The sequence below is a fragment of the Hahella sp. NS-SX17 genome (assembly GCF_057367735.1).
The window spans coordinates 1,019,973-1,045,049 of sequence record NZ_CM170632.1 but is presented as its reverse complement, the minus strand read 5'-3'; the positions used below and the strand labels follow the sequence as shown (position 1 = coordinate 1,045,049).

Here is a 25,077-nt window from a genome sequence, read left to right as displayed (position 1 = left end):
CCTGCATGGGCCAGCACAAAAAGCGGCGGTCACGCCGCTTCTCTCACGCATTGAGGCTCGACTCTGGCGCAATATTCTCGATCGGGTCGAAGGCGGTATTCAGGAGCGCCATTAACCGGCCCCTCTTGCAAACACGCCTTGGGTTGGCGAAGATTCCGCGTATCTGTGTTAAAGGACTTTTTCAGGCAGGAGTATGACAAGAAAAATATTCTGGGAAGACCCCTATCTTACGACTTTGAGCACCTATGTCACTAGCGTCAATGGCGCAGTAATAACAGTCGAGGAAACTATCTTTTACGCTTTATCCGGCGGACAGGAGAGTGACCACGGGACGATTGGCGGGTTCAAAGTGATCAGCGCGCGCAAGGAAGACCAGGAGATATTTTATGAGTTGCCGGAGGATCACGCCCTTCAGGTTGGCGATCCAGTGGAAATCGCCATTGACTGGGAACGGCGCTACCGCTTGATGCGATTGCATTTTGCAGCAGAGCTAGTGCTTGAGTTGTTCTACCGCAGGCTGGACGGGGTTGATAAAGTCGGCGCCCATATCGCCGCCGAAAAAGCGCGTATCGACTTTTCCTGGCCGCAGAGTATCTCTCCCATGCTGCCGGATATCGACGCTGACGCCCAACGCCTGATTAACGAAAACCGTGACATTATCAGCGCTTTCAGTAACGAAGATGCGGAAAGACGCTATTGGCGGGTGGAGGGATTTGCCGAGGTTCCTTGCGGCGGCACGCATCTGACCCGCACCGGCGAGGTAGGACGCATCTCCATGAAACGCAAAAATGTCGGTAAGGGCAAAGAGCGTGTGGAGATTTACCTGAGCTAAGCTCCGGGCGCCCCCGGAGCCGCCGCTGTTGGTTATTCGCAGTACTTGATGGTCTTGGTCACGCTGTGAACTTTCACGTCAGCTCCGGCGCGAATCACAAACTCGCTCAAACCTACTTCCGACTCCGGGTTACCCCAGTCATAGGTGTAGCCCAAACGGGTCCAGGGGTAGCCGTTTTCTCCATAAGATGTTTTACGCAGATTTTTGAACCATTCCTTGTGCTCTTTACTTACGGAGACGAACCGGTCCGACACAGGGAAATCCAACTCTGCTTCATGATCGCTGACCTCCGGATCTGGAGAGGGGCGGAATAAGTCCGATGGGCTGACCCACATTTCCACAAACTTGGTTTTCTTATCGCCAGGCGGCAACCCCAGTAACTGCTCCAACCGCAAAATCGTCTGCTCTGGAAACTTATAGCGAGCGCGACAGAAGTTTCTTACTTCTGGGACTACCGTCACCCATACTTCTCTGGACAATGTCTGAGACTGTCCTACGGAGTTGTCGTAACCGTCCCAGGACGTCCAGGTCGTCACCAACACTTTTTGCCGATCGCCACTCCATTCCAGCGCCGGGTTTAGCGGCGTAATTGCAATCAGGTTCTTGGAAATTTCATTCGGCTCTACAATTTCAGCATCCCTGACCGCATTGGCGTACGCCTGACTCAGATTTGTCTGCAAGGGAGGCTTTGCATTCTGGTGAGCGCATGCGCTTAGCGCCAACGCCACTCCCAAAGCGAGAATCTTTTTGATATCCCTATATCCGTCTCTCCTGAAAATCATTCTTCACTCTCCGTTCTATCCAGATTCTGTTGCGGGCGCATCTCCTCCGGCCTGCGTTGAGCGCTATCGCCAGCAAAGGAGTGCAGCATGAAATATATATTAAAATTAACCCCTTACATAATCTTTACCGGGAAACATGCTATCATTCTCTTCGCCAGCCATGATGTCTGCGCAGGACTGGGAGTCTTGGATATGATCGGCAAAGTATGCCTGTTTTCAGAAGTTTACGGCGTGATTACCTACGCTGGCGAACCTGTATCAGGCGCCACAGTGACCCGTTGGGTCGAATGGCGTCAAAAATCCTCCGACAGCGTACACACTGCTCCAGACGGAAGCTTCCGTCTGCCTGCCCTATATAAAACTTCTCTATTGACGACGCTCTTGCCGATACCATTTCGCGCCGCGCAAACCATATATGTAGAAATTAACGGCAAAGAGCATCTGATTTGGAGCACAATCAAAGTCGGCCCCGCCCCCAATGACGAACTGGCGGGACGCCCCCTGCGTTTCACCTGCGAGCTGACGCGGCAGCGCAGGTACGTACATCTGGGCGCAGCGAGCATTGAGAGTAACTGTGAATGGCGCTGAGCTCCTTCACTCAGCCCATCACCCGAACTGGTGCGCCATCCAGGTACGCTTGAATCGCTTCGACGATCTGAGTGTAGTAAGTGCGATAGTTATTCTCAGTGACATAGCCCAGGTGGGGAGTCGCCAGCACATTCGGCAGCGTGCGCAGAACATGTCCTTCCGGCAGCGGCTCCTGCTCAAATACATCCAATCCCGCCCCGGTGATGCGATTCTGCAGCAGCGCTTCCACCAAAGCCGTTTGGTCGACGATTTGAGCCCGGGAAGTATTTATCAACAGCGCAGACTTTTTCATCCGCGACAACGCCTCCGCATCAATCAGCCCCCGGCTGCGCTCACCTAACACCAGATGAATGGAGACAATATCGCTGCACGCCAGCAGAGCGTCTTTCGAATCTGCAAGCCTCACGCCCTTTGAGCTGGTCAATTCCGCAGTGAGGTTGGCGCTCCAGGCGACGACGTTCATGCCAAACGCCTGGCCAATCGCCGCCACTTTCTGGCCAATGTGACCCAACCCCAGCAAGCCGAGCGTTTTCCCTGCGAGATCAACGCCAACCGTGTTTTGCCATGGACCGTTGGCTTTGAATGCAGCGTCTTCTATCGCTACGTGGCGCGCCAACCCCAGTATCAACGCCCAGGTTAGTTCTGTCGGTGGTGTTTTGGAGGCCTGAGTGCCGCAAACCGTCACGCCATTTGCGCTGGCGGCGGCAAGATCAATGGCGGCGTTACGGGGACCGGACGTCACCAGAAGTTTCAGCCTCGGCAATCGGCCCAGTAAAGAAGCGCCAAATGGCGTTCTCTCTCGCATGATGACAATAATATCGAAGTCCGCCAGTTGTGCGGCGACCTCATCTTCATCGCCAAGATGGCGGTTGAATACCTGGAGATCTATGCGCGTATCCAGCGCACTCCAGTCCGCATAGGTCTTCGCCACGTTCTGATAGTCGTCCAATACCGCACAGCGCAGTTTCTTGCTCAGAGCCTCTTCCATTACACCACCACTCCTGTATGTCACATTAAGAGGATACGGCGCGGCAGTATAACAGGGCTCTCGCCGACCACGCAGCGACCAAGCCCTGAGCAAGACAGATTAATTACGCCCCGCCATCACGCCGCCGTCAACATCCCAGATCGCGCCGGTCACCCAGTCCGCCTGATCTGAGAGCAGAAATATCGCCGCGTTCGCCACGTCGCCAACATCACCAATGCGACCGATAGGATGGAATCCGTTTAGCGTCGCCAAGCTCTCGTCGACCTCTTCTGGAGCCATAAAGGCTTCATAGATCGGCGTTTTCACCACTGCCGGCGCGATAGCGTTGACGCGAACGCCATCATCCGCCAGCTCCATCGCCATATGTTGGGTCAGCGCGTGCAAGCCCGCCTTCGCCATGGAATAGGCGGAGGACGGCGTGGCTTTAACCGCCTGCTTCGCCCACATGGAACCAATGTTCAACACAGCGCCGCCGCCGTGTTTGCGCATGTTCGCAGCGACTGCCTGGGAGATAAAGAATAAGGCTTTATTCAACCCCAGGTAGGCGTCGTAATCCGCTGGCGTATGCTCCAGAAACGGCTTGGGATTGAAATAACCCGCAGCGTTCACCAAGTAGCGAATGGGCTCCTCCAGAGCATTCAGTTGATCGATCAAACCCGTTACTTGACCTTCATCATAAAGGTCCACGCTAATCGTCCTGACTTCCGCCTCGCCACGCAATGCCTCGCCAGCCTGCTGCAGTTTTTCGCGACGCTTGCCAACCAGCATAATATTCACGCCCGCCGTCGCCATCCGGCGTGCAATTTCCAACCCCATTCCACTGGAGCCGCCCACGATCAACGCCCAGGAACCTTGTACCAACTGCATGATGCCTCACCTCTCTAAAGTCATTTGAAACAGGCGCTCAGAGTAGGCTTCCAGAGGGAGTCAAAAAAGTAAGCACAAATTGGTCAGGTAGGCACTTACTGGTCTACATTGTTGATTTAAGAAAGGAAAAAATATTATTGCGCGCTGACTTCGGCTAGATGCGTATCGATATCGCCTCCTGACCTTCGCATTGAACCCGGCTTGTACTATTATTCCGCCGGATATCCCGGGCATTATCTGATTGGAAGCAAGATGCTCAAGCTACTCACAGTACTTATTCTCACCAATTTCATAAGCCACGTCTCATATGCGGAGAATGTCGATCGCATTATCTGGGTTACGCCGGAGTGGGAAGGCAGCGTGGAGAAAGACGGTACGGGGCTTTACAACGAAGTCATTTTCGCCGCATTCAAGCATGTAAACATTGAAGTAAACCAGATTATCGTGCCCTGGAAACGCGCCGAGCTCATGGTGAAGGACGGACACGCCGACATGTATGGCGGCCTTGATCCTACCGATGAATACCCGCAGGCGCTCTATCCTGTTTCCGTTATCACCGAAGCTGTCACCTTTTTGCCTGAGCATTTCGGGGAGTGGAAAGGGCTGGAGTCGCTGGCTGAAAAAAACGGCGTATGGATTCGAGGTTATACGGACTATATCGACGATAAGGTGAAGCAGTATCTCCAGGGAGAAGATCTGAACTCCAGAGAAAGCGCGCTCTCCAAAGTCTATCTGAAACGGGCGGATTACTACTTCGACAACCTGCGTCAGACCAACATTACTTTCAGCAATATTCTGGTAGATAAAACCCAGTTTCGCACTGAGCCGGTGACCCGTGTTTTCTTGTATATGACCTTTTCCAAGAGTGAGCGCGGAGAATATCTACGAGAGAAGTATAACGAAGGCGTCGCTTATCTCATTAAAACCCATCAGCTCCTGCCGCTTTATGAGAAATATGGCAGAGAGTATCCCATTGAGTAACGTCTCTTAACCGGCTATCGATCCGCTTTTTGCTGCTCACGCCAAAGATGGTCCGAGGAGAAACCGTAAAGATATAGCGCCTGCGCCACCGCCAGGGTATACAGGGGATCGATCACCAGTGTCCAGTCCAGCGCAGGCGGCTCATTAAATTGATACACTCCAAACCCGAACGGCAGGATAAAGGCGTATGAGACAAACCAGACGACATATACTGGCAGCGCGACCTTCCACAACTTCTGCATGCCGATGCGCTTGGAAAAAGCATACCCAAATAACCCAACCAACATGACGCTCTGTATAAGCCAATCAAAGTAGTCCAGCACGCCAGCGTTAAAATCTAAATCCACATAGTCTGCGCCAATGAAAGACATAATCAGAAATGGCGCCACGATCAGATTCAACAGCACACAGATCACAAAGAATATTTTCCATATCACGATGGGTTCTTTAATCGACATCGCGCCATCAGCAACCTGACTTTTGGGCGGCGCGTACAAGTCACTCATATTTATTTCCTAACTATTCTGATTCCGCTTCACGATGTGAAAGAGGCCTTGCATTGCCCATCCACAAAGGCTGCGACTTAAATCCGTAATTATAAATACACCGGGAACTGACGACAGTAACGCCCAGCGGAAATATCATGGTCCAGTTTACGTATGTTCGCATGCCCATCTGCGGGAAATCATAGCCAAACGGCAAGGCAAACTGATATATCAGCGACCAGACAGGATAAACCCAGAGCAGGCATTTCCAGAACCCGGCCCGTCCGACTCTTTTGTTAAAGGCGTAACCATAAATCGCCCCCAGGTTGATGAAGAAAAACGCTAAATCCACATAGTCATGCCAGGCAAATAGCGCCTGCGTGATAATCACCGCAAACACAACGGCAATCAGCGCGTACACAAAGAAATAAAGTTTCCACCCCAGACGCCACGCGGCCAGTTTCTCAGCAAATGTCATTCAGGCGCCACAATAAGCTACTTGTCTGCGCCTTTGACAGCGCTAGGCTTAATCACTTCCGGTTTACTAGCGGCTTCATCGATCCCTTGCTTGACGAGCCGGTTGATCGACATCAACGCCTTCTACAAAACCGCAACTGGTCAGTGACAGCAATAATACAATCCCCAAAACGCGCAGCATCTCTATCTCTCATTCCTGATTTTCAACGTTGGCTCGCATTATTGCCGGATCTGAGTCGAAGAAGAACCTTTTTGGCGACGCGCCGCTGATCAAGCCAATGGCAAATAGATATCGATGATCGCTTCATGTTCAGGAACGTCCGGGTACATGGTCACACGTTGGAGAAAACAAGGCGTGTCGCATAAAGTTTCCCCACTCCCAGAAAGCCACTCGCCATATAAGAAGTGGAAAGCCGCCCGCATGCCAGCGTCGGGACCGGTATGACGCAGCACGGCATAACGCCCCGCCGGAAGTGTTTTAGCCATGACGCCGTAGGGATTTTCCTCAACCGCTGAGTTGACGCCTGCGCACAAGTCCATACGAAACGCTTCCGCCGGTGTAGACTCAGGGTCGCTGTACAGGATGTTATACGTGGCGCTGACTGAGGGAGGCCGTTTGTTGGCTTTACGCCATTCGATAAAGCGTCGAATAGACTCGCCGAGACGCTCTGGAGCGCCGCGATGTTCCAGCGCCGCGACCGGAATGGCCTCCTGCGCCAGGATATTGACTGAATAGTTCGGGTTATCCGTCTGCATAATGTCCGCCCTCGCTTTGAAAAGAAATTCATCATGATCTCGCCAAGGCGCCCACCACGGATCTCGTCGAAATTGGGAGGGCGTTTGTCCGCATGCTTTCTTGAAGGCTCGGGAAAAGGCTTCCAGGCTATCAAACCCGGTATTTAACGCAATATCCGTCACGCTATAACGACTGCGATAAGCCAGCTCATGAGCGGCTTTCTTCAGTCGTCGCAACTGCACATATTTATATACGCCCATTCCCATGCTCGCGGAAAACTGCCGGTGGAAATGAAATTTGGAGAAGTGGGCCACCTGACTCAGCGCTTCGACGCTCAAGTCATCAAACAAATGCTGATCTATGTACGCCAGCACGCGCCGCAGTCTGTTTTGATAAATGCTTACCGTCGTCTCATTCGCCATATTCGCCTCAACGAAGAGCATTGTGGCTGCGCTAGCGCCGATTCGCCTGATTGATCTTGCTGACTATTTTTAATGCTGGCGACCAGAGTTTAGTGTGTATCAACGTCGCCGACGACAGACTCATTTCAGCCCCAGTTTCTTGGCCATTTTATGCAGATTGCTCGAATCCACCTCCAGCTCACGAGCGGCGGCGGCCCAGGAGCCATCGTGGCGATTCACCGACTCACGGATAACTTCGCGCTGACAGTCCTCCACGGCGGCGCGCAGGGAGCGGACACGCGGATAACTCACGCTTTCCGACGGCGAGCTTTCTTTGGGCGCCGACACCGTGTCGCCATAATCCAGGTCCAGTAACGCCGCATCCAGCGTCACAATGTCATTTCTGTTGGCGCCCCGGCTAATGGCTTTGAGCGCTGCACGACTGATGACATGCTCCAGCTCCCGCACATTGCCCGGCCAGGAGTATGCGCACAGGGCCTGCTCCGCCGCTCGCGACAGCCGCAGACTGCGCACGCCCAGCCGTGAGCGGTTAAGCTCAAGAAAATGCCCCGCCAACACCAGCGAATCCGCGCCACGCTCACGCAGCGGCGGAATCCAAACAGGGTAAACGGACAGGCGGTGATATAGATCCGCTCGAAAGTCGCCAGCGCGAACGCTGTCTTTCAATTGCCGATTAGTGGCGGCGATGACCCGCACATCCACCTGTCTCGGCTTATCTTCACCCAAGCGTTGAATCTCGCCGTTCTGCAGCGTCCGCAACAACTTCGCCTGTACGCTGAGCGGCAACTCTCCCACTTCATCCAGGAAAATCACACCGCCATGCGCCGCTTCAAAGCGCCCTGCGCGGTCCGCCAACGCACCGGAAAAAGCGCCCTTGCGGTGACCGAACAGCTCGCTTTCCACCAGGGATTCCGGCAATGCGGCGCAGTTCACATGAATCAACGGACGCTCTCTGCGTGGAGAGCGACGATGGAGCCTTCGAGCAAATAATTCTTTCCCTACTCCGGTTTCACCCATCAGCAGCACCGGCAACTCGGAGTCCGCCACCACATCCAGCTCCCGCAGCAGATTTCGGATTATGTTGCTGGAGCCGATGATCTCGCTTTCCTCCTGCGTTACGCCACGTCCCTCTCCATCCTGCCGCATGAGCGCCAGATTACGGCGTTCCTGCTCCAACCGGGTCACTCTTACTGAAGCTTCGATAATCAACGTGAAACGCGCCAGATCCTGCTGCGCCTGCGCATCAAAGGTCCCTTCCTGCAGGGCATCCAGGGTCACCGCCCCCCACAGGACGCCATCCACATACAGGCTTACTCCCATACAATCATGCACAGGCAGAGGTTCGCCGACGCAGCTTTCCAACAGACCATCATAGGGATCGGGCAAGCCTGAGTCGCTCGCGAAGCATACCGGTCGCCGGCTGGCCAATATGGCGGCAAGACGGGGGTGCTGGGCGATGATAAAGCGGCGTCCCAGGGTTTCCTGCACCAGCCCTTCCGCCGCCAACGGCCGCAGGCAGTCCCCGTCAGCCCGCAACAGCGCGACTGCGCCGCACCGAAAATACTCTCGCATGGCGTTCATCAAGCGCTGGTAACGCACCGCGTGGGGCAGCTCCGTCACCAGATCCGCCAACAGGCTGGCCTCAATCATGGTATTAATCACCTTAGAAGGGTTTTTATAACCCTATTAGATAAGGGTAAAAAACACCATAAAAATTTTAAGCACTTAAAAATCATAAAGTTAATATATGGCATAAAGGTTGCCAAACCTGTTGCGTGTTAATCACCTTCGAAGGAAACCCGCCATGACCTTACTTGATCGTCCCGTCGGCTGGATCGCTCGCAACCTCCCCGGCTCCACCCGCCTCTTTCGTGAATACCAACTGGATTTTTGTTGCGGAGGCGCGAAGAAGCTGCGGGACGCCCTGGCTGAAAAGGCGCTGAACCCAGACGTTGTGTTGGAACGGCTCAACGCCTTACAAGAGGAGCCAGAGGACAATTGGAGCCACGCTGACCGCCCTGAGTTGATTAACCATATTCTCACCCGCTACCACGCCCGCCATCGCGAGCAGCTTCCGGAACTGATACATCTCGCCCGCCGCGTGGAGCATGTCCATGGGGAACGCGACGAATGTCCAAACGGACTGGCTCAACATCTGACGGAAATGTTCCAGGAGCTGGAAAGCCACATGATGAAAGAGGAGAACATTTTGTTTCCGATACTGCTGGCGGGAATGAGCGGCATGCAGGCGCAAGGCCCTATTTCCGTCATGCGCATGGAGCATGATCAGCACGGCGACGCACTGGCGCATCTGGAGGCGTTGACCAACAACATCACGCCTCCGAAAGGCGCTTGCAATACCTGGCGTGCGCTTTACGCCGGCCTCGCCCAACTGCGCGACGACCTGATGCAGCACATCCATCTGGAGAACAACATTCTGTTCACTGACGTTGTGGAGGACGCCCATGGCTGAATACCGCAAACTCTGGTGGCTGCTCATCGCCGTATTGGGCGTCACTTTCTGCTTGCTCGGCTTCTTTGGCCGCGAGGTTTATCGGCAGGCGCCGCCGATTCCGGATCGCTATGTCACCACGACAGGCGAGACCATTTTTACCCAGGAAAATATTCTCGATGGACAAACCGCCTGGCAATCCGTGGGCGGCATGCAGCTGGGTTCAATCTGGGGGCACGGCGCTTATCAGGCGCCGGATTGGACCGCTGACTGGCTGCATCGCGAACTGGAGCGTTGGTTGCAATTAGCCGCGCTGGATGTGTATGGGGCATCTTACGTCGATCTGAATGACGAGCAGCAGAGCATCCTGCGTCATCGTCTGAAAAACGAATACCGCCACAACGCCTACGACGCATCGAGCGACTCCGCATCCATCAGCGACCGCCGCGCGCAAGCGATAACGGATACCGCGAAATACTACAGCCGCCTGTTCAGCGATGCGCCAGACTTGCGAGGAACCCGTGAAAGCTATGCGATGAAAGAAAATACTCTGCCCGACGCCCAGCGCCGAGAAGACCTGACCGCTTTCTTCTTCTGGACTGCCTGGGCCGCCGCCACGCAAAGGCCTGACAGCGAGGTCACCTACACCAATAACTGGCCCCATGAGCCCTTGATAGACAACCGCCCTACCGCGGAAAACATCATGTGGTCCATTGTCAGCGTCGCGCTGCTGATCGCCGGCGTCGGTTTGTTGATCTGGGGATGGGCGTTCCTGCATAAACACAATGAGGCGGAGCCTGCGGCGCCGCAGTCAGATCCACTGCGTCGCTTCGCGCTGACGCCCTCGCAACTGGCGCTGGGCAAATACCTGTTCCTGGTTGTCGCCCTGTTCGCCTTCCAAGTGCTTCTCGGCGGCTTTACCGCCCACTACACCGTTGAAGGCCAGCATTTTTACGGTCTTGATGTCTCCCAGTGGTTTCCCTATTCGCTGGTGCGCACCTGGCATATTCAGAGCGCGCTGTTCTGGATCGCCACCGGCTTCCTTGCCGCGGGCCTGTTTCTAGCCCCCATTATTAACGGCGGCAAAGACCCTAAATATCAAAAGCTGGGCGTCGACATCCTGTTCTGGGCGCTGGTGGCGGTCGTCGTCGGCTCTTTTGTCGGCAACTGGCTGGCCATCGCGCAGATTATGCCGCCAGAGCTGAATTTCTGGCTCGGCCACCAAGGATATGAGTATGTGGACCTGGGGCGGCTCTGGCAGATCGGAAAATTCCTCGGCGTCGCGTTCTGGCTCGTATTGATGCTGCGAGGAATCATCAACGGGTTGCGACGCCCTGGCGACAAAAACCTGTTAGCGTTGCTGACCGCGTCAGTGATCGCCATCGGGCTGTTTTACGGTTCCGCCTTCTTCTACGGCGAACGTACGCATCTTTCCATTATGGAATACTGGCGCTGGTGGGTGGTGCACTTATGGGTGGAAGGCTTCTTCGAAGTATTCGCCACAACCGCGCTGGCGTTTATTTTCTCCACCATGGGACTGGTGTCGCGCCCCATGGCGACCACCGCCAGTCTGGCGTCGGCCTCGCTGTTTATGCTCGGGGGCGTTCCCGGAACGTTTCACCATCTTTACTTCGCCGGCACCACGACACCGGTGATGGCGGTAGGCGCCACCTTCAGCGCGCTGGAAGTCGTTCCTCTGATCGTACTGGGCTACGAAGCCTGGGAGAACTGGCGCCTGAAAGCCCGCGCGCCCTGGATGGAAAACCTGAAATGGCCACTGCTGTGTTTCGTCGCCGTCGCCTTCTGGAACATGCTGGGAGCGGGTGTGTTCGGCTTCCTGATCAATCCGCCGATCTCGCTGTATTACACCCAGGGGTTGAACACCACGCCAGTGCACGCCCATTCGGCGCTGTTTGGCGTCTACGGATTCCTGGCTCTGGGCTTCACTTTATTGGTGTTGCGTTATATCCGTCCGCAAATGGTCTTCAGCGACCGCTTGATGAAAACCGGCTTCTGGTGGCTGAACGCCGGTCTGGCGTTGATGGTCGTCGCCAGTCTGGCGCCGATAGGACTATTGCAATTCCACGCCAGCGCCAGTCAGGGGCTTTGGTACGCACGCAGCGAAATTTTCATGCAACAGGACATCATGGAAACCCTACGCTGGGCGCGCACATTCGGCGATGTCATTTTTATCATCGGCGCTTTCGCCGTTGGCTTACAGGTCATGCGAGGCCTGTTCGGCGAATCGGGAGAAACGCTGCAGCCGGAGATTGTCGCTGATTAATTGGCGTGACATGGCGCCCGGCCCGGAATTCCTGTTTAGGTTTCCGGGTCTTTTTGTTTATTATCTGGATTCATTGCAGCCCAGACGCAACAGTCGCCCGTAATTGGTTCCGAGTCTATGTCCGAAGATACCGTCTCCTTAAAATCGCCCCCGTTCGAAAGCGCCCGCATGGTGGAAACCATTTATGGCTGCAAATGGTCTCTGACCGTGTTCAGTCTGCTGGCGAACGGCGTTAATCGACCTGGCGAAATGGTGCGTCGGGTGGATGGACTGACCACAAAAGTGCTTAACGACTGCCTGCGCAAAAACCAGAGCTTCGGCATTATCAAGCGCATCGCTTATCCGGAAATTCCGCCGCGCGTGGAGTATGAAATCACTCCATTCGGGCGCAAGTTCATCCGCATACTGGACGATCTGGAAAAGCTGCAAGACGAAATCGTAGCCGCAACCAAGGATTCTCCCCAACAATGAGAGCTAAGCCCAAATTGGTGATGTTGCCGGGGATGGATGGGACCGGCGACTTATTCGATCCGTTTTTGGAGTGCCTGCCTAACGTGGAAGCCCAGGTTATTCCGCTGCCGCAAACCGGCCCCCAGGACTACGATTCGCTGGCCTCACATGTCCGAGAACGGCTTCCTGAAGATGACTTTTACCTGTTGGCGGAATCCTTTTCCGGCCCCATCGGCGCTATGCTGGCGGCGGGTGAGACGCCGGGGCTGCGGGGAGTCATCTTCGTCGCTACCTTTTTGTCGATCCCCAGCCCTTGGGCGGTGTGCATCGGACGCAGGCTGCCGTTGCAACAGATGATGCGCCTGCCTTTTTCCAGCTGGACCCAGCGTCGGCTACTGCTCGGCGCCGACGTCGGGGATGACTTTCTGCAGCGTTTCACCACGGCGGTGCGCTCCGTACCGGCGAGTACGCTCAAAGCGCGTTTGAAAACGATACAGCGCCTGCACTGGAGCCACGAACCGACGCCCATCCCTTCGATCTACTTACAGGCCAGTGACGACCATTTGGTGTCGCCAGGAAAAGTGCAAGAGATACAGCAGCACTTCCCCAATAACCGTCTGGTCCGTATCCAAGGCCCCCATTTTCTGCTTCAGGCGAACCCCGTCGCCTGCGCCCGCACCCTGCTCGACACCTTCGCCATTTGGGAAAACCGCCGACGCGCATCCCAAACCTGACGCAGCCAATAGCAAAGGCGTATACTCGAACAAAGTCGATGGAAAGGGGGCTGTATGAAAAAGCTTCTTATGGTGGCCATGCTCGCGGTACTAAGCGCAACGCCGGGGCTGGGCGGATGCGACGATGCTCAGTTCCGTCTTGGCGTGAATGCAGGTTGCGATAATCCGGCGCCGCTGAGCGGGGACATTGCCGGCGTCGAAAATGGCGCTACCGTTTTCCTCAAATCCGGCCATAACGCGCTGACGGAGGCGAGTCGCATGTCGGAACAGTTTTCCCTAGAGGTTGCAGCGATTGACGTCGATGGCGGCAGCTTCTTCATTTATACCTCCACCTCAACACTCGGCGCCCTGCGTTGTGAAGGGGTCGTCGCCAGTATCAATATTTCCTGATTTGCTCAACCCTACCGCAGACTTATCCAGGCCATGCGGCGTTCTCCAGCGGCGGCTCCACTTCCAGCAGCGCGTCCGCCGGCGGCTCCACGAAATAGCGACGCATCAGCGCTTTGTCCCGCCCCGCCGCCTTCAGACGATCAAAGCTTCTTTGTAACGCCTGCTTGACGGCGTCAGACGTTTTCAGACTCATCACCGCCCATAAACGCCCTGACAGCTCATCGATCCTGAACAGCTTTTCAAAGTTGGAAGGATTGAGGTTCACCTCTTTCAGACGAATGGGGAAACTGACTTCAACCTGCATCATCAAGTCAGTGAACCCTCGATACTCCCGCATAATGTTCTGGGAGTTATGCACGACGGTCTCCACCTCCGTGTTGTCCGGCGGAAAGCCAATTCCCTTACGCTTCAACAGCTCCTCGAAATTACTGCCGCTCTGCACGCTGATGCTGTAACCCTTGCCGTAGATATCCTCCCAGCTTTTCGCCTGTATATCCTCCCGAGCGCTGAGTTTATAGAGATATACGTCATAGGGGGCCACCCAGCCCAGCCAGTGGAATCTGGCTTCCCGCTCCGGGGTGCGCGACAGCGAAAAAAACACCACGTTCGGTTCACTCTCCGCCAATAACATGGCCCGTTTCCAAGGCGCGAACATGATGCTGCTCTCTATGTCATTGTCTTTGGCGACATCCGCCATCACCTCTTTCATAAAGTCGATGACAAATCCGGTGTACTCGCCGTGGCCGGTCATCACCTGCAAGGGCGGAAACTCCTGGGTCACCAGCAATACCTTTTCTTTCGCCATCGCGACGCCCATCATTGCGGCCAAAGCCAACACCAAAAGTAATCGTTCAATTAGACGCCTCATCAGGAATCCTTAAATAGAATGTAAGCCGCGCAGGGCTACGCTTTACTGAGTATAGCCTCCGTCGCCGTCCTCCACTGCGTCTCTTACTCCCGTTTGCGAACTGCGGCAATTCGCATACACTTAATCTATTAGCGGATTGTCATGATGACATAACGGGAGAGGCTCAAAGTCTCTTGCAGGATATGTTTTTCACTCGCACGGCCGTCTAACCATGAATACCTTTCTCTGGCGCTTCTTGATTCTCTGGTGGGCCTTGAGCCTGCCGCCCTCCGTTCACGCCGCCGACGCCAAGCGCATCGTTCGCCTCACCAATGGCGAATGGCCGCCCTATGTATCTCAGGAACTCAAGTATGACGGCGTGGTGTCGTTGATCGTCAAAGAGGCCTTCGCCAGTGAAGGCTATGAGGTCAAATTCACGTTTCTTCCCTGGAAACGCGCTCTGCAAAGCGCACAGGACGGCGAGTGGGACGGCACCATCCTGTGGGCCTATCGCGAAGAGCGCACCCAGCATTTTCTATACAGCGACCCTATCTCCAGCACTCAATATGTGTTTTTTCATCTGCGTAACGCAGAGTTTGACTGGAATGATTTCAACGATCTGAAAAAATATCGGTTCGGTCTGACGCTGGGCTACAACTATAACGATCAATTCATGGACATGGTGCGCAACGAGGAAATCCCCCATGACTACGCCAGCGACATCGTCAGCAGCTTCAAAATGATGTTCAAACACCGGGTGGATGTGGTGCCGGAAGATGTCGAAGTGGGTTACTTCATCTTGTCCAGCGAATTCGCCCCTGGCGTCGACCGTATGGTCACCAGTCATTTGAAGCCGCTGTCCGAGGAAAAGCACTATCTCCTGATGTCCCGGCGCATTCCTGACGCCAATGAACTCATTGAGGCCTTCAATCGCGGACTAAAGAAGATGCGCTCAAGCGGACGTCTGGAGTCTCTGTTTGAGAAATCCCGCATGGGCGACTTCATTCAGAAAAAATAGTCTTACTGCACGGTTTCCTTACAGATCTCTCCCAGCCTGCGCACCGCCGCCAGGGCTCGCTCATCAAAAGGCCAGCCTGCGTTCAGTCTGATGCAGTTACGATAACGCTCTGTAATAGAAAAAACCGTCCCCGGAGAAATACTCACGCCTTCCTGCGCCGCCTGTTGAAACACTCGCCAACCATCGTACTGCGGCGGTAACGCCACCCACAGCACATAGCCGCCTTCCGGCTGCGTCACTGTTGAGCCGTCGGGAAACGCCTGCAGCACCGCCTGACTCATGGCGTCCACCTGACGCGCGAGACTCAACCGCAGCGTACGCAAATGGCTACGATACTCACCGCAATATATGAAGTCCGCCAACGCCGCCTGCAATGGCAGATTAATACTGATCGTGAGCGCCCGGCGTCGTTGCAGCGCCGCCTCCCGCCAACGTCCAGGCGCGCACCAACCCAGCCGGTACGCTGGCGTCAGCGTTTTCGATACGGAGCCGCACCAAAACACCCAGCCCTTTTCATCCCAGGATTTAACCGGCAGCGGTCGCTGACGGCCGAAGCCGCATTCGCCGAAAATATCATCTTCTATCACGGGACATTGGTACGCCGCCGCCCAGGCGGCAATGTCCTTTTTATCCTGCGCCGACAGGGTAAAGCCGAGCGGATTATGGTTATTAGCGCTTAGCAAACAGGCTTTCACATCCGGTCGCGCCATCGCCGCCCGCAGTCGTTCAGGGTAAACGCCTCGGTAATGCAACGGTATCTCCAGCACCTTGCGTCCCAGGCTTTCTATCACTTGCAACAGTCCACTGAAACAAGGGGTCAAAACCGCCACCGTTTCTCCAGGTTGCGTACACAACTGTAACCCCAAACTCACCGCATCCATGCCGCCATTGCAAATCATCAGGTCGTCCGGCGAGAAAACCATGCCGTCTTCTTTGAAATGCCCCGCCAAGGCCTCCCGCAACCCCACGTCGCCTTGCGCGGGACCATAATGGAACAAACGCTCGCCCAGGCGCCGGGAAGCCCGGACCAGACTGCGCTGCAGCAAGTCGGAAGGAACCAGTGAAGGCGCTAACAGGGAAACCCCGAAAGGCGTAGAATCCCGACGGCCGGACACAGCCTGCACTTCTTCGATCGCCCCAATGTTAGCGACCCGCGCAGCGCGCCCGGTGAAAACCGGCAGTTCCGGCCCCACCGGAGGCGTTTCTTTGCGCCTCACGTAAAAACCGGATTGCGGCCTGGCTTGTACAAAACCTCCCGCCTCAAGCAAACGATAACATTGCAGCGCCGTCGTCAGACTGACTTCTCGCTGACGGCTGAAACGTCGCACCGAAGGCAGCCGTTCTCCCGGCTGCAGGCGACCGCTATGGATATCTTGCATCAGGCTTTCCGCCAGGGCTTGGTATAGCGCCGCCAAATTGTACTCTTTTTGGTGAAATTAATTGTCACTGTTATGCTTCCACGGTCGCTCCGATAATGCAATCCGCATCAAGCACGAATACAAGGAGCGCCGCCATGCCGCAACTACATGACGACTTTCACGACCTGGACAGACTAAGCGCGGACGTTCGCCAATGGTGTCTGGACTTCATCCGTTCGGCCGATGACCGCCCAGCGGCCATGATCACTGACATAACTCCCCCTGCACTGGACGCGCCAGAGTTTGGAGAGGGCGCGGAAGCGGCCGTCGCGCGCTTTATCAAGGAGGTCAGCCCTCACCTCTCCGCCGCCATTGGGCCCAAGTATTGGGGCTTCGTCACCGGCGGGGTGACTCCAGCCGCGCTGCTGGGAGACTGGATCGCAGCAGCGGTGGACCAGAACCTCTCCACGCCAGGAGATTCCATTGCATCTGCGCTGGAAGTACAGACCATTGAGTGGCTGCTTGACCTTTGCGATCTGCCGGACAGCTTTTCCGGTTGCCTGACCACCGGCGCCACGGCTTCCAATCTGTTGGGGATTCTCTGTGGCCGCCAGTTTGCGGGTCAAAGACAAGGTGTGGATATCGCGGCGGAGGGATTATCCGGCGTCGCGGTGGACGTGTTTTCCGCCACGCCCCACGCCAGCGCCTTGAAAGGCCTGGCCATCGCCGGACTGGGACGCAACAGCCTGATCCAGATAGCGCGGCTCGCTGACAGCGAGGCCATGGATGTGGGGAATCTGCGTATCGCTCTGGAAAACAGCGACAGCGCGGGAAAAATCGTGCTCGCCAGCGCGGGCACCGTAACTGGTACGGATTTTGACGACCTCGACGCCATCGCGGACCTGTGTGAGCAGCATGGAGCCTGGCTGCATGTGGATGCTGCTTTCGGATTATTCTCACGCTGGCTGGAGGACCGTCGCGATTGGACCAGAGGGCTGGAGCGCGCTGACTCTATCACCTCCGATGCGCATAAATGGCTGAATACGCCTTACGATTGCGGTATTTTCTTCTGTCGCCACCTTTCACTTTTACAGGCCAGTCTTGAAGTGCCTGCGCCTTATCTAGCGGTAGACAGCACCACGCCATCGTTCATGAATCTGGGTATCGAGAATTCGCGACGCTTCCGCGCTCTGCCCTTGTGGATCAGCCTGCTGGCTTACGGCAAGGCCGGTTTCCGGCGCATTGTGGAAGATAATTGTTCGCAGGCGGAGCAACTGGCGCAGTGGTTACAGCAATCACCCGACTATGAATTACTCAAGCCGGCCAAGCTCAATGTAGTCGTATTTCGCCCACGGGGAATGAATGACGCCGACGTCCCAGACTTTTTGCAGCACTTAAACGCCACTGGCGAAGTCTTCATGACGCCGGGACAGTGGCGGGGACGCAGCGCTATCCGCGCCGCTTTCAGTAACTGGCGCACTACGTCGGCTGACGTCGATTGTGTCTGCGCCTTGCTGGAAAGGATCGTCCAGCGGTAATAGAAGTCCTAGACGCCTATGGCCCTTAAACCTGATAGCGGGTCATACGTTTGACGAAGGGCGCCAGGGAAAAGCCCAGCTGCGGCGATAACCTTTTCGCCGCGGAGGTCAGTTGTTTTTCCGCAAAAGCCACGGCGGGCTTGCCCGCCAGGATAATCCAGTTACCTTCCTGAGTGGCGCATAAGTAGACACTGCGAAAGCGTCGCCCCAGCTCCGCCAGCATGACTTTCTCCAGACGATGGTCCACCCAGCAGTTCATCACCAGCCAGCCGTCGTCGCTCAGAAGGCGGTCGCTCTGCTCAAGGAAGGCCGGCTGCAGCAGACGGCCGTCCAGTCCATCCCCAGTAAATACGTCGCATAGAAGTAAGTCCGCAGAATGCGCCGGCGCCGTCTCCATGTATGAAGCGAAATCAGCAATGAGGATCTGCAGCCGTTCATCCCGCGGCAATTGGAAGAAACGTTGTGCGACCCGCACCACTTCCCCCCTTAGCTCCACCGCCTGCAAATGCAGGTCTGGAAGACGGTGATACAGGCTGTTGATCAAGCTTCCTCCCCCCAGCCCCAACATGACCGCTCGCCTTGGTTCATGCAGCAGCAGGCACAACAGCATGGCGCGGGTGTAGCCGTGCGCCAGCAAAGAGGGGTTGTCTTTCAACAGGCAACTCTGCTCGTCATTCGAACCAAACCCGAGGTAACGCTTCTGGCCATCATCAAAAACCTGGATGCAGCCGAATTCATCATGAGTGCGGAATATTTCTTTACCGGGAATCGCCATAAAAGCCTGCCTGGCGCTATTTCTATCTAAAAAATCGCGCAAAGTGTAAGGCGCGCCGGGGACAAAAAACAGTAGTCAGCGCCCTGCGCGAGCACAGCCCAACGGGAGATTACCTGTAGCGTTATCTCCCTGTAACGCCTTTCGCCCCGTTTTGATACGCCCAGCACGGCTGGCGCCCCACATCAATACGTAGATATACAAAAAGTACATATAGGTATACGGCATTTCGATTGACCAAGTTCGCGCCTCTCTCCACACTCGTTGTCCAATGACTGGCATGATGCGTAATAAACAACAACTTAAAACTGATGCTGTACCATCACAGAGGCCTTCTGCGCTCTGAAAACGGGTCAGCCTCGTAACCAGTCCGCTATGGAAAAAAGAATAAAACCATTGAGGACATCAACATTAAGACGAGAGGATTTTATGAGTTTTAAATCTCGCACAGGGAAAATTTTTTCCGCCTTAACGCTGACACTTTCTCTGCTGGGAGCGCCCATCGCTCAAGCTGACACAACACTTCGAATCGGCAACCAGGGTGAGCCGGCGTCACTGGACCCTCATTTCCTCAGCGGTGACTGGGAGAACCGCATCGCTGGGGATCTTTTTATGGGCCTGACGACCGAAGACCCTGAAGGCAACGCCATCCCCGGCGCAGCAGAAAGCTGGACCATCAGCGACGACGGACTGGTTTACACATTTAAAATTCGCGATCACAAATGGAGCGACGGTCAACCCGTCACCGCACAGGATTTCGAGTACGCCATGCGTCGCATTCTGCTGCCGGAAACCGCCGCGGAATACGCATCCCTGCTGTACATCATCAAGAACGGCGAAGAGCTGAACACCGGCAAGGCCAAACCGGAAGATCTGGGCGTGCGCGCACTGGACGACAAAACGCTGGAAATCACGCTGAAAGGGCCTGCGCCCTTCCTGATCAGCATGCTGACCCACTACACCGCCTTCCCTGTGCCCATGCATATCGTTGAGAAGTACGGCAAGGACTGGACTAAGAAAGAACATATCGCCACCAATGGCCCCTACAAGTTAGTGGAATGGTTGCCGAACACACACGTCAAAGTCACCAAAAGCGAAAACTTCTGGGATGCGGCGAACGTCAAAATCGACAACGTCATTTTCTACCCTCAGGAAGACGCAGCGGCGCTGATCAAGCGTATGCGCGCTGGCGAGATCGACTGCATCTATAAGTTCCCTTCCGGTCAGATCGACTGGCTGCGTGAGAACATGCCGGAAGAGACCAAAATCGCGCCATACCTCGGCACTTACTATTACCCTATCAATACCCAGCGCGCGCCGTTCACGGATAAACGCATCCGTCAGGCGCTATCCATGGCTATCGACCGCGAAATCATCATGGACAAGGTGCTGAAAACCGGCGAGCTGCCCGCCTACAGCATGGTTCCTCCCGGCACCAGCAACTACAAAGAGCCTTCCTACGTCAGTTGGAAGAGCATGCCAATGGCTGACCGCATCACCAAAGCTAAAGAACTGATGAAGGAAGCGGGTTACGGCGACGGCAAGAACCTGAAAGTACAGTTACGCTATAACACCGACGACAACCACAAGCGTATCGCTATCGCTGTCGCGCAAATGTGGAAAAAAATCGGCGTTGAGACGGAATTGTTCAACAGCGAAGTCAAAGTCCACTACGCAGAACTGAAACAGGGCAACTTCGAAGTGGCTCGCGCCGGCTGGGTCGCCGACTACAACGATCCGCAAAACTTCCTGTTCCTGCTGGAGAGCACCTCCAAGTCTCTCAACTACGGCAATTACGACAAACCTGAATACGATAAGCTGATGGAAGAAGCTTATCTTGAGTCCGACCTGAAGAAACGCGCGCAGATCATGGGCCAAGCGGAAGCGATCGCCATGGAAGACACGCCTATCATTCCTATCTACTACTACGTGTCCAAAAACCTGGTCTCCACCAAGATCAAAGGCTGGAAAGACGCTATCAACGATACCCACCGCACTCGCTGGTTAAGTATCGAGAATTAATCGCTAAACCTTTTCGCGGAGGCGCCCCTGCGGGCGGCCTCCGCTCAGCCTATTCTGCGAAACCGTTATGTTGAACTATTTCATTCGGCGGGTGTTGGCGTCTATTCCAACCCTGCTTATCGTTATTACTATCGCTTTTTTCATGATGCGGATCGCACCCGGCGGTCCCTGGGACAAAGAACGTTCGCTGCCTCCTGAGATCGAGGCGAACATTATGAAAGCCTATGACATGGACAAGCCCCTGGTGGAGCAATATTTCATCTACCTCGGCAAGATCCTGGTGGGCGATTTCGGCCCCTCCTACAAGTTTCGCGACTTCAGCGTCACCGACCTGCTAATGAGCGGCTTCCCGGCGAGTCTGCAAATAGGCGGTATGGCGATCATCCTCGCGGTCATATTCGGCACTTTATTCGGAGCGATGGCCGCCTTGCGCAAAAACAGCGCAGCCGATTACTCCGTGATGACCATGGCCATGACCGGCATCGCCATTCCCAATTTCGTCATGGCGCCGGTGCTTACCCTGATTTTTGGCGTGTACCTGTCCTGGTTGCCCGTCGCAGGCTGGGGCGACGGTTCATTCCAATACAAAATTCTACCGGTGCTCGCCCTGGCGTTGCCGCAAATCGCTTACATTGCGCGACTGACCCGCGGCAGTATGATTGAAGTCCTGCACTCCAACTATATTCGCACCGCCCGCGCCAAAGGTCTGCGCGAGCGTCTGGTGCTGCTGCGCCATGCTCTGAAAGGCGCCATGTTGCCCGTGGTTTCTTACCTTGGTCCCGCCACCGCCGCCGTCATCACCGGTTCAGTCGTCATCGAAACAATCTTCGATATCCCCGGCATCGGTCGCTACTTCATCCAGGGCGCTCTTAACCGGGACTACCCCCTGGTAATGGGAACCGTCATTTTCTACGGCGTGCTCATTATCGTTCTGAACCTCATTGTCGACATGCTGTATGGCCTGCTCGACCCCAAAGTCCGTCTTCACGACTGATGGGAGGCGCAGATGAATCAATCCCAGGATCAAGCAATGTACAGTCAGAAAAGTAAACTCGCCGCCATGATGCCCAATGCGGAAAACGCCATTGAGGGCCGCAGTTTGTGGCAGGACGCCAGACGCCGTTTGTTTCAGAACAAAGCGGCTGTGGTGTCTATGGTGATTCTCGCCATCATCGCATTCATGGCCATTTTCGCGCCTTACCTGAGTCCGCACCCACTCGATGAAATCTATTGGGACAGCATTCAGGCCGCCCCGGATTACGCCAACGCGCACTGGTTCGGCACCGACAGCAGCGGACGCGACCTGTTTATCCGCGTTCTCTACGGCGCCCGCGTGTCTTTGATGGTGGGCATTCTCGCCACCGGCGTGAGTCTGATTATCGGCGTTACCTATGGCGCCATATCCGGTTATTTCGGCGGCAAGGTGGATAACCTGATGATGCGCTTCGTCGACATCATGTATTCCCTCCCGTTCATGTTCTTCGTCATCCTGTTGATGGTGGTGTTCGGCCGCAACATATTCCTTATTTTCGTCGCCCTGGGGGCGGTGGAATGGCTGACCATGGCGCGTATCGTGCGCGGCCAGACGCTGTCCATCAAACGCAAGGAATACGTGGAAGCGGCGCACGCCGGCGGCGTCAGCAACCTGAAGATTATCTTCCGTCATATCATTCCGAATGTTCTGGGCCCGGTGATCGTCTATGTGACTCTGACGGTTCCCCAGGTCATTCTGACCGAAAGTTTCCTGTCGTTCCTGGGCTTAGGGGTGCAGGAGCCGTTGACCAGCTGGGGCGTGCTGATTTCCGAAGGCGCCAAGCTGATGGAAATGGCTCCCTGGATGCTGATTTACCCGGCTATCTTCCTGGCCACCACCCTGTTTTGCTTCAACTTCATCGGCGACGGGCTGCGTGACGCGCTCGATCCCAAAGACAGATAACGACGGAGACTTTAAACATGCATCCCTTATTGGACGTAAGCTATCTCTCAACCAAGTTCAGCACCCCCGACGGGCAAGTGAACGCGGTTAATGAGGTCAGCTTTCAATTGTTTCCCGGGGAAAGTCTGGGAATAGTGGGAGAGTCCGGTTCCGGCAAGACCCAGGTCTTCATGTCCATCATGGGACTGTTGGCGGAAAACGGTAAAACCTCCGGCAGCGTCCGCTTTAAAGGACAGGAACTTCTCCTAATGTCCAAAGAAAGGCTCAATGAGGTTCGCGGGAGCGATATGTCATTGATATTTCAAGACCCAATGACGTCACTGAACCCTTTCTTAAAAGTATCTAAGCAGCTTACGGAAGTACTGATTGAGCACACCGGAATTTCCATGCAGGAAGCACGGGAACGTTGCATCGAAATGCTGAGCAAAGTGGGAATACCTGAACCTATCAAGCGATTCGATATGTACCCACATGAGTTCTCTGGTGGGATGCGTCAACGGGTGATGATCGCCATGGCGCTGTTATGCCAGCCGGATCTTTTGATTGCGGACGAGCCCACAACGGCGCTGGACGTCACTATACAGGCGCAAATTCTCAAATTAATGAATGACCTAAAGCGAGAAATGAACACCGCCATCGTTATGATTACCCATGATCTGGGCGTTGTGGCGGGTTTGTGTGATCGCGTGTTGGTCATGTATGGCGGCCGCATCGTAGAGTCTGGAACCGTTCGGGAAATCTTTTATAACCCCAAACACCCTTACACCATGGGGCTGCTGGCTTCTATGCCACGGCTGGATGGCGCAGGACATACCTCCTTACAAGCCATACCCGGACAGCCGCCTAACCTGCAGAATCTCCCTAGGGGATGTTCTTTCCACCCACGCTGTCCATACGCTCAAGACCGCTGCAAGCTTGACCATCCACCACTACGTAAAGTAGGGGATAATCGATTAAGCGCCTGCCTTCTGGAGTCGTTTTCATGACACAAGTATCTTCTATTCAAACAAACTCCGAGGCTAACGCAGTCTCCAGTGGCAAAACGATCCTGACCGTTAACAACCTGAAAGTGCATTTCCCTCTCGGCAGCGACGGTTTTTTCAAGAAAAACGACCGCTTTGTCAAAGCGGTCGACGGCGTATCCTTTGATGTGCGCGAAGGGGAAACACTGGGCATTGTGGGCGAATCCGGCTGCGGCAAGTCCACACTGGGGCGGGCCGTGTTGCAGTTAATCTCGCCCACGGACGGCAAGGTCGTCTGGCTGGGACAGGACATCGCGGGACTGGACAGCAAAACCATGCGTCCCCACCGCAAGTCCATGCAGATCATTTTTCAGGACCCGCTGGCCAGCCTTAACCCCCGTCGCACCATCGGCGATATCATCGCCGAGCCGTTGATGACTTTTTATCCGAAGCTCAGCAAGCAAGAGCGTCGCGACAAAGTCAAAGCAATGATGGACAAAGTGGGCCTGCTGCCGCAGATGATCAACCGCTATCCGCACGAGTTTTCCGGCGGACAATGTCAGCGCATCGGCATTGCGCGGGCGATGATTCTGCAACCCAAGTTGATTGTTTGCGATGAACCGGTTTCGGCGCTGGACGTGTCAATTCAGGCGCAGATCATCAACCTGCTGACAGAACTGCAAAATGAATTCGGCATGTCGCTGCTGTTCATCAGCCACGATCTGTCGGTCGTGCGCCACGTGAGCCATCGGGTGATGGTGCTATATCTGGGCAAAGTAATGGAGCTCGCGGACAAGGACTCGATCTATCGAGACCCCAAACACCCCTACACCAAAGCCCTGATTTCCGCCGTGCCCATTCCCGACCCGGATATCGAACGCCAGAAAGAACAGGTCGTTTTGAAGGGCGACCTGCCCTCGCCGATCAACCCACCCAGCGGCTGCGTCTTCCGCACCCGTTGCAACTACGCCGAGAGCCGCTGCGCGGAAAAGATCCCGGTGCTTGAACATACCGGCGCGGACCATCAGGTCTCGTGCCTGAAATGGAAGGAAATCACCGACTAATCTTGTGGTCCCCGCTTCCACTTCCCCAAGCAGAAGCGGGATTTCCAACAAGTCCTGCAACAAAAGTTTATTCCACTCTCGCCGGCGTCGTA

25 protein-coding genes are annotated in these 25,077 nt (G+C 55.2%); 15 read left to right on the top strand and 10 right to left on the bottom strand.

Going from position 1 to position 25,077, the window contains the following annotated elements:
* Nucleotides 1-193 precede the first annotated feature (193 nt).
* Nucleotides 194-832 carry an alanyl-tRNA editing protein gene (locus AC2IBB_RS04785; protein WP_486331764.1) on the top strand — a complete coding sequence of 213 codons (639 nt, stop codon included), beginning with the start codon at nucleotides 194-196 and terminating at the stop codon, nucleotides 830-832.
* A gap of 32 nt (nucleotides 833-864) precedes the next feature.
* On the opposite strand, the gene AC2IBB_RS04780 is transcribed toward AC2IBB_RS04785, so the two are convergent.
* Nucleotides 865-1,614: a hypothetical protein gene (locus tag AC2IBB_RS04780; RefSeq protein WP_486331763.1), complete on the bottom strand. Its 750-nt coding sequence runs from the start codon at nucleotides 1,612-1,614 to the stop codon at nucleotides 865-867.
* 87 nt (nucleotides 1,615-1,701) lie between these two features.
* On the opposite strand from AC2IBB_RS04780, the gene AC2IBB_RS04775 reads away from it, so the two are divergent.
* Entirely contained in the window at nucleotides 1,702-2,202 is a 501-nt protein-coding gene (locus AC2IBB_RS04775; protein ID WP_486331762.1) for a DUF6795 domain-containing protein, read from the top strand.
* A 10-nt stretch (nucleotides 2,203-2,212) separates the two neighbouring features.
* On the opposite strand, the gene AC2IBB_RS04770 is transcribed toward AC2IBB_RS04775, so the two are convergent.
* Nucleotides 2,213-3,190: a D-2-hydroxyacid dehydrogenase family protein gene (locus AC2IBB_RS04770; protein WP_486331761.1), complete on the bottom strand. Its 978-nt coding sequence runs from the start codon at nucleotides 3,188-3,190 to the stop codon at nucleotides 2,213-2,215.
* 99 nt (nucleotides 3,191-3,289) lie between these two features.
* Nucleotides 3,290-4,057: an SDR family NAD(P)-dependent oxidoreductase gene (locus AC2IBB_RS04765; protein ID WP_486331760.1), complete on the bottom strand. Its 768-nt coding sequence runs from the start codon at nucleotides 4,055-4,057 to the stop codon at nucleotides 3,290-3,292.
* 252 nt (nucleotides 4,058-4,309) lie between these two features.
* Between AC2IBB_RS04765 and AC2IBB_RS04760 the strand changes: the two genes are divergently transcribed.
* Complete coding sequence (locus AC2IBB_RS04760) at nucleotides 4,310-5,038, top strand: substrate-binding periplasmic protein (RefSeq protein ID WP_486331759.1); 729 nt, start codon at nucleotides 4,310-4,312, stop codon at nucleotides 5,036-5,038.
* Nucleotides 5,039-5,052: 14 nt separating this feature from the next.
* Here the strand turns inward: AC2IBB_RS04760 and AC2IBB_RS04755 are convergent, their stop codons facing one another.
* From AC2IBB_RS04755 to norR, 4 genes are all read right to left on the bottom strand, one after another.
* Nucleotides 5,053-5,544 carry a hypothetical protein gene (locus tag AC2IBB_RS04755; RefSeq protein ID WP_486331758.1) on the bottom strand — a complete coding sequence of 164 codons (492 nt, stop codon included), beginning with the start codon at nucleotides 5,542-5,544 and terminating at the stop codon, nucleotides 5,053-5,055.
* A gap of 13 nt (nucleotides 5,545-5,557) precedes the next feature.
* Complete coding sequence (locus AC2IBB_RS04750; protein ID WP_486331757.1) at nucleotides 5,558-6,001, bottom strand: hypothetical protein; 444 nt, start codon at nucleotides 5,999-6,001, stop codon at nucleotides 5,558-5,560.
* A 269-nt stretch (nucleotides 6,002-6,270) separates the two neighbouring features.
* Nucleotides 6,271-7,158: an AraC family transcriptional regulator gene (locus tag AC2IBB_RS04745; protein ID WP_486331756.1), complete on the bottom strand. Its 888-nt coding sequence runs from the start codon at nucleotides 7,156-7,158 to the stop codon at nucleotides 6,271-6,273.
* A gap of 120 nt (nucleotides 7,159-7,278) precedes the next feature.
* The gene (gene norR, locus AC2IBB_RS04740; RefSeq protein WP_486331755.1) at nucleotides 7,279-8,808 is read right to left on the bottom strand and encodes a nitric oxide reductase transcriptional regulator NorR; all 1,530 of its coding nucleotides are present in this window, start codon (nucleotides 8,806-8,808) and stop codon (nucleotides 7,279-7,281) included.
* A gap of 154 nt (nucleotides 8,809-8,962) precedes the next feature.
* On the opposite strand from norR, the gene ytfE reads away from it, so the two are divergent.
* From ytfE to AC2IBB_RS04715, 5 genes are all read left to right on the top strand, one after another.
* The gene (ytfE, locus tag AC2IBB_RS04735; protein WP_486331754.1) at nucleotides 8,963-9,631 is read left to right on the top strand and encodes an iron-sulfur cluster repair protein YtfE; all 669 of its coding nucleotides are present in this window, start codon (nucleotides 8,963-8,965) and stop codon (nucleotides 9,629-9,631) included.
* On the top strand, nucleotides 9,624-11,894 hold the full coding sequence (locus AC2IBB_RS04730) for a nitric-oxide reductase large subunit (RefSeq protein ID WP_486331753.1): 2,271 nt from the start codon (nucleotides 9,624-9,626) through the stop codon (nucleotides 11,892-11,894). Before ytfE ends, AC2IBB_RS04730 begins: the two co-directional genes overlap by 8 nt.
* A 117-nt stretch (nucleotides 11,895-12,011) precedes the next feature.
* Nucleotides 12,012-12,365, top strand: coding sequence for a winged helix-turn-helix transcriptional regulator (locus AC2IBB_RS04725; RefSeq protein WP_486331752.1), 354 nt, complete (start codon nucleotides 12,012-12,014; stop codon nucleotides 12,363-12,365).
* On the top strand, nucleotides 12,362-13,078 hold the full coding sequence (locus tag AC2IBB_RS04720; protein ID WP_486331751.1) for an alpha/beta fold hydrolase: 717 nt from the start codon (nucleotides 12,362-12,364) through the stop codon (nucleotides 13,076-13,078). Before AC2IBB_RS04725 ends, AC2IBB_RS04720 begins: the two co-directional genes overlap by 4 nt.
* Before the next feature lie 54 nt (nucleotides 13,079-13,132).
* Nucleotides 13,133-13,468 carry a hypothetical protein gene (locus AC2IBB_RS04715; RefSeq protein ID WP_486331750.1) on the top strand — a complete coding sequence of 112 codons (336 nt, stop codon included), beginning with the start codon at nucleotides 13,133-13,135 and terminating at the stop codon, nucleotides 13,466-13,468.
* A gap of 22 nt (nucleotides 13,469-13,490) precedes the next feature.
* Here AC2IBB_RS04715 and AC2IBB_RS04710 read toward each other — a convergent pair whose 3' ends face one another.
* Nucleotides 13,491-14,336 (bottom strand): substrate-binding periplasmic protein, encoded by an 846-nt coding sequence (locus AC2IBB_RS04710; RefSeq protein WP_486331749.1) that lies wholly within the window; start codon nucleotides 14,334-14,336, stop codon nucleotides 13,491-13,493.
* A gap of 211 nt (nucleotides 14,337-14,547) precedes the next feature.
* Between AC2IBB_RS04710 and AC2IBB_RS04705 the strand changes: the two genes are divergently transcribed.
* Nucleotides 14,548-15,333, top strand: a complete 786-nt coding sequence (locus tag AC2IBB_RS04705) for a substrate-binding periplasmic protein (protein WP_486331748.1) — start codon at nucleotides 14,548-14,550, stop codon at nucleotides 15,331-15,333.
* Between the two features lie 2 nt (nucleotides 15,334-15,335).
* Here AC2IBB_RS04705 and AC2IBB_RS04700 read toward each other — a convergent pair whose 3' ends face one another.
* Nucleotides 15,336-16,748: an aminotransferase-like domain-containing protein gene (locus AC2IBB_RS04700; RefSeq protein ID WP_486331747.1), complete on the bottom strand. Its 1,413-nt coding sequence runs from the start codon at nucleotides 16,746-16,748 to the stop codon at nucleotides 15,336-15,338.
* Nucleotides 16,749-16,846: 98 nt separating this feature from the next.
* On the opposite strand from AC2IBB_RS04700, the gene AC2IBB_RS04695 reads away from it, so the two are divergent.
* Nucleotides 16,847-18,229, top strand: coding sequence for a pyridoxal phosphate-dependent decarboxylase family protein (locus AC2IBB_RS04695; RefSeq protein ID WP_486331746.1), 1,383 nt, complete (start codon nucleotides 16,847-16,849; stop codon nucleotides 18,227-18,229).
* A gap of 25 nt (nucleotides 18,230-18,254) precedes the next feature.
* Here AC2IBB_RS04695 and AC2IBB_RS04690 read toward each other — a convergent pair whose 3' ends face one another.
* Nucleotides 18,255-19,004: a spermidine synthase gene (locus AC2IBB_RS04690; RefSeq protein WP_486331745.1), complete on the bottom strand. Its 750-nt coding sequence runs from the start codon at nucleotides 19,002-19,004 to the stop codon at nucleotides 18,255-18,257.
* A gap of 426 nt (nucleotides 19,005-19,430) precedes the next feature.
* Between AC2IBB_RS04690 and AC2IBB_RS04685 the strand changes: the two genes are divergently transcribed.
* The 5 genes from AC2IBB_RS04685 to AC2IBB_RS04665 all read left to right on the top strand — a co-directional run bounded on the left by AC2IBB_RS04685 (nucleotide 19,431) and on the right by AC2IBB_RS04665 (nucleotide 24,985).
* Complete coding sequence (locus tag AC2IBB_RS04685; RefSeq protein ID WP_486331744.1) at nucleotides 19,431-21,023, top strand: peptide ABC transporter substrate-binding protein; 1,593 nt, start codon at nucleotides 19,431-19,433, stop codon at nucleotides 21,021-21,023.
* 67 nt (nucleotides 21,024-21,090) lie between these two features.
* Nucleotides 21,091-22,017, top strand: coding sequence for an oligopeptide ABC transporter permease OppB (gene oppB, locus AC2IBB_RS04680; RefSeq protein WP_486331743.1), 927 nt, complete (start codon nucleotides 21,091-21,093; stop codon nucleotides 22,015-22,017).
* 36 nt (nucleotides 22,018-22,053) lie between these two features.
* Nucleotides 22,054-22,959 carry an oligopeptide ABC transporter permease OppC gene (gene oppC / locus AC2IBB_RS04675; RefSeq protein WP_486333922.1) on the top strand — a complete coding sequence of 302 codons (906 nt, stop codon included), beginning with the start codon at nucleotides 22,054-22,056 and terminating at the stop codon, nucleotides 22,957-22,959.
* A 17-nt stretch (nucleotides 22,960-22,976) separates the two neighbouring features.
* The gene (locus tag AC2IBB_RS04670; RefSeq protein WP_486331742.1) at nucleotides 22,977-23,945 is read left to right on the top strand and encodes an ABC transporter ATP-binding protein; all 969 of its coding nucleotides are present in this window, start codon (nucleotides 22,977-22,979) and stop codon (nucleotides 23,943-23,945) included.
* The gene (locus tag AC2IBB_RS04665) at nucleotides 23,942-24,985 is read left to right on the top strand and encodes an ABC transporter ATP-binding protein (RefSeq protein WP_486331741.1); all 1,044 of its coding nucleotides are present in this window, start codon (nucleotides 23,942-23,944) and stop codon (nucleotides 24,983-24,985) included. Before AC2IBB_RS04670 ends, AC2IBB_RS04665 begins: the two co-directional genes overlap by 4 nt.
* The last annotated feature ends 92 nt before the right edge of the window (nucleotides 24,986-25,077 follow it).

Excerpts from the sequence above, each read along its gene's own strand:
- AC2IBB_RS04785 (WP_486331764.1), top strand. The coding sequence starts at position 194 with ATGACAAGAAAAATATTCTGGGAAGACCCCTATCTTACGACTTTGAGC.
- AC2IBB_RS04780 (WP_486331763.1), bottom strand. The coding sequence starts at position 1,614 with ATGATTTTCAGGAGAGACGGATATAGGGATATCAAAAAGATTCTCGCT.
- AC2IBB_RS04775 (WP_486331762.1), top strand. The coding sequence starts at position 1,702 with ATGAAATATATATTAAAATTAACCCCTTACATAATCTTTACCGGGAAA.
- AC2IBB_RS04770 (WP_486331761.1), bottom strand. The coding sequence starts at position 3,190 with ATGGAAGAGGCTCTGAGCAAGAAACTGCGCTGTGCGGTATTGGACGAC.
- AC2IBB_RS04765 (WP_486331760.1), bottom strand. The coding sequence starts at position 4,057 with ATGCAGTTGGTACAAGGTTCCTGGGCGTTGATCGTGGGCGGCTCCAGT.
- AC2IBB_RS04760 (WP_486331759.1), top strand. The coding sequence starts at position 4,310 with ATGCTCAAGCTACTCACAGTACTTATTCTCACCAATTTCATAAGCCAC.
- AC2IBB_RS04755 (WP_486331758.1), bottom strand. The coding sequence starts at position 5,544 with ATGAGTGACTTGTACGCGCCGCCCAAAAGTCAGGTTGCTGATGGCGCG.
- AC2IBB_RS04750 (WP_486331757.1), bottom strand. The coding sequence starts at position 6,001 with ATGACATTTGCTGAGAAACTGGCCGCGTGGCGTCTGGGGTGGAAACTT.
- AC2IBB_RS04745 (WP_486331756.1), bottom strand. The coding sequence starts at position 7,158 with ATGGCGAATGAGACGACGGTAAGCATTTATCAAAACAGACTGCGGCGC.
- norR (WP_486331755.1), bottom strand. The coding sequence starts at position 8,808 with ATGATTGAGGCCAGCCTGTTGGCGGATCTGGTGACGGAGCTGCCCCAC.
- ytfE (WP_486331754.1), top strand. The coding sequence starts at position 8,963 with ATGACCTTACTTGATCGTCCCGTCGGCTGGATCGCTCGCAACCTCCCC.
- AC2IBB_RS04730 (WP_486331753.1), top strand. The coding sequence starts at position 9,624 with ATGGCTGAATACCGCAAACTCTGGTGGCTGCTCATCGCCGTATTGGGC.
- AC2IBB_RS04725 (WP_486331752.1), top strand. The coding sequence starts at position 12,012 with ATGTCCGAAGATACCGTCTCCTTAAAATCGCCCCCGTTCGAAAGCGCC.
- AC2IBB_RS04720 (WP_486331751.1), top strand. The coding sequence starts at position 12,362 with ATGAGAGCTAAGCCCAAATTGGTGATGTTGCCGGGGATGGATGGGACC.
- AC2IBB_RS04715 (WP_486331750.1), top strand. The coding sequence starts at position 13,133 with ATGAAAAAGCTTCTTATGGTGGCCATGCTCGCGGTACTAAGCGCAACG.
- AC2IBB_RS04710 (WP_486331749.1), bottom strand. The coding sequence starts at position 14,336 with ATGAGGCGTCTAATTGAACGATTACTTTTGGTGTTGGCTTTGGCCGCA.
- AC2IBB_RS04705 (WP_486331748.1), top strand. The coding sequence starts at position 14,548 with ATGAATACCTTTCTCTGGCGCTTCTTGATTCTCTGGTGGGCCTTGAGC.
- AC2IBB_RS04695 (WP_486331746.1), top strand. The coding sequence starts at position 16,847 with ATGCCGCAACTACATGACGACTTTCACGACCTGGACAGACTAAGCGCG.
- AC2IBB_RS04690 (WP_486331745.1), bottom strand. The coding sequence starts at position 19,004 with ATGGCGATTCCCGGTAAAGAAATATTCCGCACTCATGATGAATTCGGC.
- AC2IBB_RS04685 (WP_486331744.1), top strand. The coding sequence starts at position 19,431 with ATGAGTTTTAAATCTCGCACAGGGAAAATTTTTTCCGCCTTAACGCTG.
- oppB (WP_486331743.1), top strand. The coding sequence starts at position 21,091 with ATGTTGAACTATTTCATTCGGCGGGTGTTGGCGTCTATTCCAACCCTG.
- oppC (WP_486333922.1), top strand. The coding sequence starts at position 22,054 with ATGTACAGTCAGAAAAGTAAACTCGCCGCCATGATGCCCAATGCGGAA.
- AC2IBB_RS04670 (WP_486331742.1), top strand. The coding sequence starts at position 22,977 with ATGCATCCCTTATTGGACGTAAGCTATCTCTCAACCAAGTTCAGCACC.
- AC2IBB_RS04665 (WP_486331741.1), top strand. The coding sequence starts at position 23,942 with ATGACACAAGTATCTTCTATTCAAACAAACTCCGAGGCTAACGCAGTC.